Origin of the sequence: Actinomadura logoneensis (genome assembly GCF_003428695.1) — a bacterium.
Taxonomy (GTDB): Bacteria; Actinomycetota; Actinomycetes; order Streptosporangiales; family Streptosporangiaceae; genus Spirillospora; species Spirillospora logoneensis.
Genome location: NZ_QURH01000254.1, coordinates 1 through 9,037, shown reverse-complemented (window position 1 = coordinate 9,037; position 9,037 = coordinate 1). Strand labels below are relative to the sequence as shown.

Annotated in this window: 9 protein-coding genes; 4 read left to right on the top strand and 5 right to left on the bottom strand. The window is 74.9% G+C overall.

The features are described from left to right. Positions 1-450: 450 nt before the first annotated feature. Positions 451-1,791, bottom strand: coding sequence for an ABC1 kinase family protein (locus DZF91_RS14915; RefSeq protein ID WP_117358072.1), 1,341 nt, complete (start codon positions 1,789-1,791; stop codon positions 451-453). A gap of 164 nt (positions 1,792-1,955) precedes the next feature. Between DZF91_RS14915 and DZF91_RS14910 the strand changes: the two genes are divergently transcribed. After that, positions 1,956-2,750, top strand: coding sequence for an enoyl-CoA hydratase/isomerase family protein (locus tag DZF91_RS14910; RefSeq protein ID WP_117358069.1), 795 nt, complete (start codon positions 1,956-1,958; stop codon positions 2,748-2,750). A 142-nt stretch (positions 2,751-2,892) separates the two neighbouring features. Here the strand turns inward: DZF91_RS14910 and DZF91_RS14905 are convergent, their stop codons facing one another. Beyond that, entirely contained in the window at positions 2,893-3,684 is a 792-nt protein-coding gene (locus DZF91_RS14905) for an SDR family oxidoreductase (RefSeq protein WP_117358068.1), read from the bottom strand. Positions 3,685-4,160: 476 nt separating this feature from the next. Between DZF91_RS14905 and DZF91_RS14900 the strand changes: the two genes are divergently transcribed. Together DZF91_RS14900 and DZF91_RS14895 are read left to right on the top strand one after the other, a co-directional pair. Beyond that, positions 4,161-4,664, top strand: coding sequence for a M48 metallopeptidase family protein (locus tag DZF91_RS14900; protein ID WP_117358067.1), 504 nt, complete (start codon positions 4,161-4,163; stop codon positions 4,662-4,664). Further along, positions 4,661-5,353, top strand: coding sequence for a hypothetical protein (locus DZF91_RS14895; protein ID WP_235834299.1), 693 nt, complete (start codon positions 4,661-4,663; stop codon positions 5,351-5,353). The genes DZF91_RS14900 and DZF91_RS14895 overlap by 4 nt, the downstream gene beginning before the upstream one ends. Before the next feature lie 180 nt (positions 5,354-5,533). On the opposite strand, the gene DZF91_RS14890 is transcribed toward DZF91_RS14895, so the two are convergent. The 3 genes from DZF91_RS14890 to DZF91_RS14885 form a co-directional block, all read right to left on the bottom strand. After that, complete coding sequence (locus DZF91_RS14890) at positions 5,534-6,085, bottom strand: NUDIX hydrolase (protein ID WP_199486642.1); 552 nt, start codon at positions 6,083-6,085, stop codon at positions 5,534-5,536. Positions 6,086-6,198: 113 nt separating this feature from the next. Continuing rightward, entirely contained in the window at positions 6,199-6,375 is a 177-nt protein-coding gene (locus DZF91_RS39805) for a hypothetical protein (RefSeq protein WP_158587947.1), read from the bottom strand. Next, the gene (locus DZF91_RS14885) at positions 6,372-7,823 is read right to left on the bottom strand and encodes a zinc-dependent metalloprotease (RefSeq protein WP_117358066.1); all 1,452 of its coding nucleotides are present in this window, start codon (positions 7,821-7,823) and stop codon (positions 6,372-6,374) included. Before DZF91_RS14885 ends, DZF91_RS39805 begins: the two co-directional genes overlap by 4 nt. An 89-nt stretch (positions 7,824-7,912) precedes the next feature. Between DZF91_RS14885 and DZF91_RS14880 the strand changes: the two genes are divergently transcribed. Beyond that, on the top strand, positions 7,913-8,998 hold the full coding sequence (locus DZF91_RS14880) for an NAD-dependent epimerase/dehydratase family protein (RefSeq protein WP_117358065.1): 1,086 nt from the start codon (positions 7,913-7,915) through the stop codon (positions 8,996-8,998). Positions 8,999-9,037: the final 39 nt, after the last annotated feature.

The window sequence follows — 9,037 nt, the reverse complement described above, 5'->3', positions numbered from 1 at the left end:
CGGCTCGGCCGAGGCCCGCGTGGTCGGCTCGACCGAGGCCCGCGTGGTCGGCTCGACCGAGGCCCGCGCGGTCGGCTCGGCCGAGGCCCGCGCGGTCGGCTCGACCGGGCCGTTCCGCACGGGCTGCCCGGTCGAGCCCGCGCGGTCCGCTCGACGACCCGAAGATCGGCCGCCGCTTCCCTTGCGTCCGCGGAGGAGGCGGCGGCCCGTGCAGCCACGCCGCGTCGGTGGCAGGCCCGATTCGTTCTTTCTTGGATGGTTTGACGAATCCGCGCGCCTCCCGACGACGGCCGCCGCGCGTCCGGCTCTCCCTCTCGTTGGCCGGACGCGGAGGACGGGGCCGCGCACACATCGGTGCGCGGCCCCGTCCGCTCGCGTCGGCACGGCGGCGACGCTGGCGGTCGCGGTACGGCGTCCGCCGCTGATCCGGGACGGCGTGGGCCGCGTGGGTCAGGCGACCGCCTCGGGGTCGGTGTCCTCGTCGGCGTCCGCGAAGCCGGCGACCCAGCGCAGGGATTCGGCGCGGGCCGGGATCTCGCATTCGAGCTGGCACAGCACGCCCGTCCCGGCGGACAGGACGCGGTGCACGATGACGTACTCCGGCGGCAGGTTCAGCTGCCGGACGACGTTGGTCGGGCGCAGGTCGGTGACGCGCGCGGCCATGTCGCGCAGCCACTCGCGGTTGAACTTGAAGGTCTCGGTGACGAACGGCTCGGTGATCGGGGCGAGGAACGCCTCCAGCCCCTCGATGTCGATCTCGACGCCCTCGCGGATGAAGTCCTCGTCGCGGAGCGCGGCCTCGATCTCCTCGATGTCGTCCAGCGTGCCGATCCGCAGCAGGCGGCCCATCCGGTACTGGAACTCCTCGGGGATGCGGTCCACCGCGCCGAAGTCGAGGACGCCGAGGCGGCCGTCCGGGAGCAGCCGGAAGTTGCCGGGGTGCGGGTCGCCGTGCAGCAGGCCCGCGCGCTTCGGCCCGGACAGCAGGAACCGGCAGTACAGCAGCGCGGCGCGGTTCCGGGTCTCCTGGTCGCCGTCACTGATGATCCTCGACAGCGGGGTGCCGTCGATCCACTCGGTGACCAGCACGTCGCCCGCCTGCGCGACGACCTCGGGGATGTAGAAGTCCGGGTCGTCCGGCGGGAAGCCCTCGCGCATGAGCGTCTGCGACTCGGCCTCGAGGGTGTAGTCGAGCTCCTCGATCACCCGCTCCTTGAGCTCGGCGAGCATCGACTTGACGTCCAGGCCGGGCATGAGCGCGCCGAACATCCGGCCGAGCCGGGCCAGCTGGTTGAAGTCGCTGACCAGCGCCTGGCCGGCGCCGGGGTACTGGACCTTGACGGCGACGTCCCGGCCGTCCTCCCAGACGCCCCGGTGCACCTGCCCGATGGACGCGGCGGCGGCGGGCCGGTCGTCGAACTCGCGGAACCGGTCGCGCCAGTCCGCGCCGAGCCCTTCCGCGAGCACCTTGTGGACGGACGAGGCGGGCAGCGGCGGGGCGGCCTCCTGCAGCTTGGTCAGCGTGGCCCGGTACGGCCCGGCGATCTCCGGCGGCAGCGCCGCCTCGAAGATCGAGAGCATCTGGCCGAGCTTCATCGCCCCGCCCTTGAGCTCGCCGAGCACCTTGAACAACTGCTCGGCGGTGCGCTGCTGGATCTCCACGGCCACCGCCTCGGCGGACCTGCCGAAGGTGCGTTTCCCGACGCCCAGAGCGGTGCGCCCGGCGAATCCGAGCGGGAGGGACGCCAGCTTTGCGGACCGCGTCACCGCGCGGCGGGGAAGATCGCTCACGGCGACCATTGTCGGGGACGGGGGTCGTTCACGCCACAACGATATGTGATAACGCGGACGGCCGGATCCTGCCTCACCCCGGCCACCAGGCGAAACATTGTAAGTGTGCGCTTTCTCACCCCTCCCGCGCCGGGTCGCCGCCGCCCCGGCGGTACGGTTCGGCCATGGCTGAAGATCAGGTCCTGCTGGTGGACCGCCGTCCGGACGGCGTCGCCGTCCTCACCCTGAACGACCCGTCCCGGCGCAACGCCATGTCGGACGAGATGACCGCCGCCTGGAAGGACGCGCTCACCGGGCTGCGCGCCGACACCGGCCTGCGCTGCGTCGTCGTGACCGGGGCGGGCACCGCGTTCACCTCGGGCGGCGTGCTGTCCTGGCTGGCCGACACCAACGCCGCGGAACTGCCCGAGCTGCGCACCCGGATGGCCGACTACTACCGGACCTGGCTGATGATCAGGGACCTGGAGGTCCCGACGATCGCCGCCGTCAACGGGCACGCGGTCGGCGCCGGACTCTGCCTCGCGCTCGCCTGCGACCTGCGGTACGCCGCGGACGACGCCAAGCTCCTCGCGCCGTTCACCGCCCTCGGCCTGCACCCCGGCATGGCCGCGACCTGGCTGCTGCCCGAGGTCGCCGGGCTGCCGCTGGCGCGCGAGATGCTGCTCACCGGACGCGTCCTCACCGGCACGGAGGCCGCCGCGCACGGCCTGGTCAACCGCGCCGTCCCGCGCGCGGACGTCATGGCCGAGGCGCTGGCCGCCGCCGGACGCGTCGCCGCGCAGGCCCCGATCGCCACCCGCCTCACCAAGACCGCGCTCGCGAACGGCGGCCACCCCGACATGGCGACCGCGCTCCGCTGGGAGGCCCTCGCCCAGCCCGTGACGATGACCACCGGCGACATGCTGGAGGGCCTCACCGCCCAGCGCGAGAAGCGCCCCCCGAAGTTCACCGGCCGCTGACCCCCACCCGCCCGTCCGCCGATCCGGTAGGGAACGGCGGACCGGCTGGTCGTCGGACGGCGGGGAGCGGCGGTGGTGTGATCAGCGGGCGACGGGTCACCGGGCGGCGGGTCAGCGGACGACGTGATCACCGGGCGGCGGGTCAGCGGGCGGCGGTCGCGGGCTCCTTGGGGGAGCCGACGTGCTCGGCGAGGTAGTCCTCCCAGGTGCGGGTGCCCCGCATGGCGCCCTGCCGGGCGAGGTTGCGGCCCTCCCGGTAGGCGCGGCCGATCTTTCCCGGCATCCGGACGGGCAGCATCGGACGGCGCCGGCCGGTCGCCGCCAGGTAGCCGCGGAGCAGCTCGGGCAGCGTGAAGTCGGCCGGACCCGCGAGGTCGGGGACGAGTCCGGCGGGCTCCCCGAGGACGAGTTCGGCCAGCCGGGCGGCGACGTCCCGCTCGTCCACGGGCTGGAAGGTCAGCGCGCCCGGCGCCGGGACCACCGGCATCTTCGCCATCTTCGCCACGATGCCGAGCACGAGGCTGTGGAACTGCGCGGGCCGCAGCGTCGTCCACGGCACGCCCGAATCGGCGACGGCCCGCTCTGACTCCAGTTTCGTGCGCAGCCACGCCATCGGGACGCCCTCGACGCCGGTGACCGAGACGTACACCAGGTGCCGCGCGCCCGTCCGCGCGGCGGCGCCGGCGAGGTTGCGGGTCGCGACGTCGTCGCCCTTCGGGCCGCCCGCCAGGTGGACGACGGTCTCCGCCCCGGCGAGCGCGTCGTCGATCCCCTCACCGGCGAGCAGGTCGCAGGACACGAACTCGACCCCGTCCGCGGCGGGACGCGCGTGCCGGGAGAGGACCCGCACGGGGTGCCCCGCCTCCCGCAGCAGCGGGACCAGCAGGGAGCCGAGCGTCCCGGTGCCTCCGGTGACCAGAATCGGTGCCGTCATGACTCACTCCGTTTCCACAGGACGGTGGCGCCACGCCCCGTCTACCTGGATGACGGCACGTCCGCCGGGAATGTGACAGCGGCGCCTCGCCGATCTTGAAATTCCGGTCCTGCGCCCGACCGGGGCGCCGGGGCGCCGGGATGCAGGGCGCCGGGGCGCCGGGATGCAGGGCGCCGGGGCGCCGGGGCGCGGGGCCGGACGCCGAAGTCGGGGGAGCGTCGGGACGCGGCCGATGAAGGACGATCTGCCGTCACCCTCCGTACGGATTACGGTCAGGCCGAATTCGGAAAAACTCCTTCCGGCGTGTCGTCCGGGGTGTCGGGAAGGGGGTACCCGGCGGCTAGCAGGCGGGGAAAACATCGGTTCTGACCTGGGAAAACGGCCAACCCCCCCTGTGGCGGGCGCAAAGTTTTGGGTACGGTTCTTGCGTGCCCCCAAACGTTGAGGTCCGCCGGAGCAGCAGGCGACGGCGGACGGTGTCCGCATATCGGGACGGGGACAAGGTCGTGGTGATGCTGCCGTCCCGGCTCAGCAAGGCCGAAGAGGAGCAGTGGATCGCGACCATCCTCCAGCGGCTCGCCGACCGCGAGCGCCGGCGGCGCCCGAGCGACGCCGACCTGGAGGCCCGGGCCCACGAGCTGTCCCGGCGCCACCTCGGCGGCCGGGCCGTCCCGGCGAGCGTCCGCTGGGTGGACAACCAGCGCACCCGCTGGGGCTCCTGCACCCCGGACGACGGCACGATCCGGCTCTCCACCCGGCTCCGCGGGATGCCGTCCTGGGTGGTGGACTACGTCCTGATCCACGAGCTGGCCCACCTGCTGGTCCCGGGCCACGGCGCCGACTTCTGGGAGCTGGTCGGCCGGTACCCGAAGACCGAGCGCGCCCGCGGCTACCTGGAGGGCGTGGCCGCCGCCGCCCACCTCCCGATGGAGACGGGCGCCGCCGACGAGGACGATCTCCGCCACGGAGTGGCCGGTTGAGCGAGAGTCCCGACCCCACTCCTGAAACCGCTGGTCAGCAGGCTGCGGAGGTGCGGCCGGCGACGTCCGTGCGGTACGCCGCGGTCCTGTCGGTGGGATCGTCCGGCGGCCCGGCACAGCCGCCTCCGGGCGTGGCCGCCGACGACTACCGCCTCGCGCTGCTGGAGGACACCTACGAGGTCGTCGCGGGCCTGGAGCTGGTGACCGCCGCGCTCGTCCTCGACCCGCCCGACCAGCCGGACGCCGAGGCGCTGACCTGGCCCGGGACGCCGATCGTCCGCGAGCCCACCCTGCCCGGCGCGTTCGCCGCGCTGCACGCGCTCGGCGCGACCGAGGCCGCGCTGCTCGCCCCCGACGCCCCCGACCTCCCGCCGCTGCTGCTCGGCAAGCTGTTCCGCGCGCTCGGCCAGGCCCCGGCCGCCGCCTGCCAGTCCGCCGGGGGAGGGCTCGTGGCGCTGGCGGCCCGGCTGCCCCTGCCGTCCTGGCTCGCGGACGCCCTGACCAGCACGGACCTGGACGTCCCGGACGCCCTGTCCCGGCTGCGCGCCGCCGCCCCGAGGCACGGCCAGATCCCGCAGGGCCCGAGCTGGCACCGCCTGCGCACCCCGCCGGACGTCGCGCTCCTCGACCCCGGCCTGGAGGGCTGGGAATCCACCCGAGCCCTCCTCGAAGGCCATCCCGCCTACTGAACCCGCGACTTTCCGAGCTCGCGGCAGCGCTGGACCCGCGGTTCGCCTGGCCCCCGCTTCACCGAGTCTGCGCTCCACCAACCCCGCCGTTCAAAGAGCCGACGGTTGCCGACCCTGAATTTCTGCACCCGCGATTCGCCGAGCCGACGGTTTCGAGGCCGGGTTCGAATGGCCGGATGGTCAGGGGGTGTCGAGCGCGCGGGCGGCGGCCACGAGGTGGCGGAGGGCGTCGTCGGTCGGCTCCGGCAGGGCGTCCAGGGGAAACCAGCGGAGGTCGTCCGACTCGTCGCTCTGCTCGGCCCGCGCCCCGGACGGGGCGAACGCCACGTACTGGACGTCCAGGTGCCAGGATCCCTCGGGGTGGCAGCGCACCAGGTGCCGGTCGAGCCGCAGCGGCTCCGGGCGCAGGACGAGGCCCGGAATGCCCGACTCCTCGGTGGCCTCGCGCAGCGCGGCCGCCGCGAGCGTGGCGTCGCCCGGCTCGCAGTGCCCGCCGAGCTGCAGCCAGCGCTTGATCTTGGAGTGCAGGGTCAGCAGGACGCGGGAGCCCGTGGCGTCCAGCACCAGGGCACTCGCCGTGATGTGGCCCGGGGCGCACTCGCGCCACGTGCCGTCCGGATGGGCGGCGAGGTGGTCGAGGAATCCGTCGCGGACGCCCGCCTGCCCGGCGTCCGGCGCCGTCCAGCCCGTGAGAACCCGGACGGCGTCGGTGTGCAGCGGGGCGGGCCGCACCCGCGCCGCCGCCTCGTCCGCCGCGACGCCTGCCCCAGGCGCACCGGCCCCGGACGCACCGGCCCCGGACGCACCGGCCCCGGGCGGTCCGCCCGGGGTGGTGGGGGGAGCGGTCACACCCGCCCCACCCGCGGGTAGCGGGAGTCGGTGCGCTGGTGGCGGCGGCGCTCCTGGTCGCTCGGCCGCTGCCAGCACAGCGCCGTGCGGGACGTCCGGCGGCGGATCAGCGTCGTGCGGGACGGGACCAGCGAGCAGCAGCTGACGCGGGAGGACGGACGGGCCGCGCTCATGCGCCCGGCTCCGCGTCGCCCTTGCCCTTGTCCTGACCCTCGTCCTTGCCCTGATCACCGTCGCCCTCGGGCTTCTCGGCGCCGGGGACCTGGCCGAGGGCGCCGGGCGCGTCCTCGGTCCTGGCGACCTCGGTCGAGTGCGGCTCGGTGAGGGCGGTGAGATCGGCGTCCGACAGACCCTCGGCGGTGCCGTGCACGTAGGCGTCCGGGTCGGTGAGGTCGTCGGCGGTGGGCAGCAGGTCCGGGTGCTCCCAGACCGCGTCCCGGCCGTCGGTGCCGCGCACGTCGGTGAGCGTCCGCCACAACGCTCCCGCCTCGCGCAGCCGCCGGGGCCGCAGCTCCAGGCCGACGAGGGTGGCGAAGGTGCGCTCGGCGGGTCCGCCGGTCGCGCGCCGCCGCCGGACGGCCTCGGCGAGCTTGACCGCCTCGGGCAGCCGGCCCTCGGCGACCCGGTTGACGACGGTGTCGACCCAGCCCTCGACCAGCGCGAGCGTGGTCTCCAGCCGGGCGAGCGCGGCCTTCTGCTGCGGGGTCTCGGCGGGCGTCAGGGAGATCCCGTCGCCGAGCGCCTCCTGCAGCGCCTCGGGGTTGGACAGGTCCAGCCCGGAGACGGCCTGCTCGATGCCGGACAGGTCGACGGTGATGCCGCGCGCGTAGTCCTCCACGGCGCCGAGCAGGTGCCCGCGCAGCCACGGGACGTGCGCGAACAGCCGCTGGTGGGCGGCCTCGCGCAGCGCCAGGTACAGCCGGACCTCGTCCGCGGAGACCTCCAGGCCCTCGCCGAACGCGGTGACCCCGGCGGGCAGCAGCGCGCCGACCCCGGCGGGGGCGAGCGGCAGGCCCACGTCGCTGGAGGAGGTGACCTCCTTGGCGAGCGCGCCGAGCGCCTGCCCGGTCTGGCCGCCGACCATGGCACCGGCCATCTGCCGGACCATCCCGAGCAGCGGCCCCGCCATCGCCTGCATCTCGGCGGGGACGTCCTCGCCGAGGCCGCCGCCGAGCGCGCCGCCCATCGACTCGACCATCCGGGACGCGATCGGGTCGATGACCTTCTCCCAGACCGGGACGGTGCCCTCGATCCACTCCGACCGGCTCCACGCCTGCGGGGTGCGGATGCCGGCGGGCAGCGTCGTGCCCTCGTCCAGCCACAGGTCGGCCAGCCGCAGCGCCTCCACGATCTTGGTGCGCTCCGCCTCCAGGACGGAGGGGTCGCCGCCGTTCTCCACCACGGTGTGCCGTGCGATGTTCTTGGCGAGGTCCCAGTTCAGCGGGCCGTCGGACCCGGCGCCCGGTGCGCCCTGGGTGCCGATCATGTCGGCGAAGCGGTGCAGCATGTCGGCGAACTGCCGCATGTCGCCCATGCCGCCGCCCATACCGCCGAACGGGTCCTGGGGCTTGTCGTCGTCACCGTCGCCCGGACGGTTGAAGCCGAACGGAGTGTCATTCATCGGTTTGCCCCCGGCATGCATGATGGGCTCATATCCGCAACGTTAGCCGGTCCCGGCGAGGTCGCGTACACAGAGAAGGGGGCGCCCCCGTGGCAACGGGCAAGGTTCGCCCTCGGCGTAGCAAGAGCCCGGTCGTCGCCGTCACCGGCGCGGCGTCCGGCGCGGGGCGGCTGCTGGCCGCCCGGCTCGCCGAGCGCGAGGAGATCCGCAAGGTCGTGGCCGTGGACGGCCACCGCGGCGACGTGCCCGGGGTCACCTGGCGGGTGGTCGACATCCGCGACCCGCTGCTGTCGAACCGGCTCTCGGACGTCGACGTGATCGTCAACCTGGACGTCGAGCGCTCGCCCGACCTGGACTCCAAGGAGCGCCGCACCCACAACGTGCGGGGCGCGCAGACCGTGGTGACCGCCGCCGCGGCGGCGCGCGTGCGGCGCGTGGTCCTGGTCACCAGCGCGATGGTCTACGGCGCGCTCCCCGACAACGAGGTCCCGCTGCGCGAGGACGCGCCGCTGCTCGCCGAGGCCAACGCCTCCATCGCGGGCGACTACCTGGAGATCGAGGACCTCGCCGCCTCGGCCGCCGCGTCCCACCCGGGGCTGTCGGTCACGATCGTCCGCCCGGCGGCGCTCGTCGGCCCCGGCGTGGACACGGTCGTCACCCGGCACTTCGAGGCCCCGCGGCTGCTCACGGTCAAGGGCAGCGAGCCCGCCTGGCAGTTCTGCCACATCGAGGACCTGGCGTCCGCGCTGGAGACCGTCGTCGTGGAGGACCTGCCCGGCCCGCTCGCGGTCGGCTGCGACGGCTGGCTCGGCATGGACGAGGTCGCCGAGATCACCGGCAAGCGCGGCTTCGAGCTGCCCGCCGCCGTGACGTTCGGCATGGCCCAGCGGCTGCACCGCCTCGGCATGACCCCGGCCCCCGCGACGGACCTGCACTACGTCGCCTACCCCTGGGTCGTGGACGCCGCCCGCCTGCGCGGCGCGGGCTGGAAGCCCGCCTACGACAACGCGACCGCGCTGCGCGTCCTGATGGAGGAGACCGCGGGCCGGCACGCCGTCGTCGGACGCCGCGTCGGCGGCAAGGAGGCCACCATGGCCACCGCCGCCGGAGCCACCGTCGCCGCGATCGGCGCCGCCGCCGCCATCCGCCGAGCCCGCCGCCGCCGTCGCGTCTGACGCCGCGCCCCACCTGACGGGCGCGCCGCGTCCGCCGGG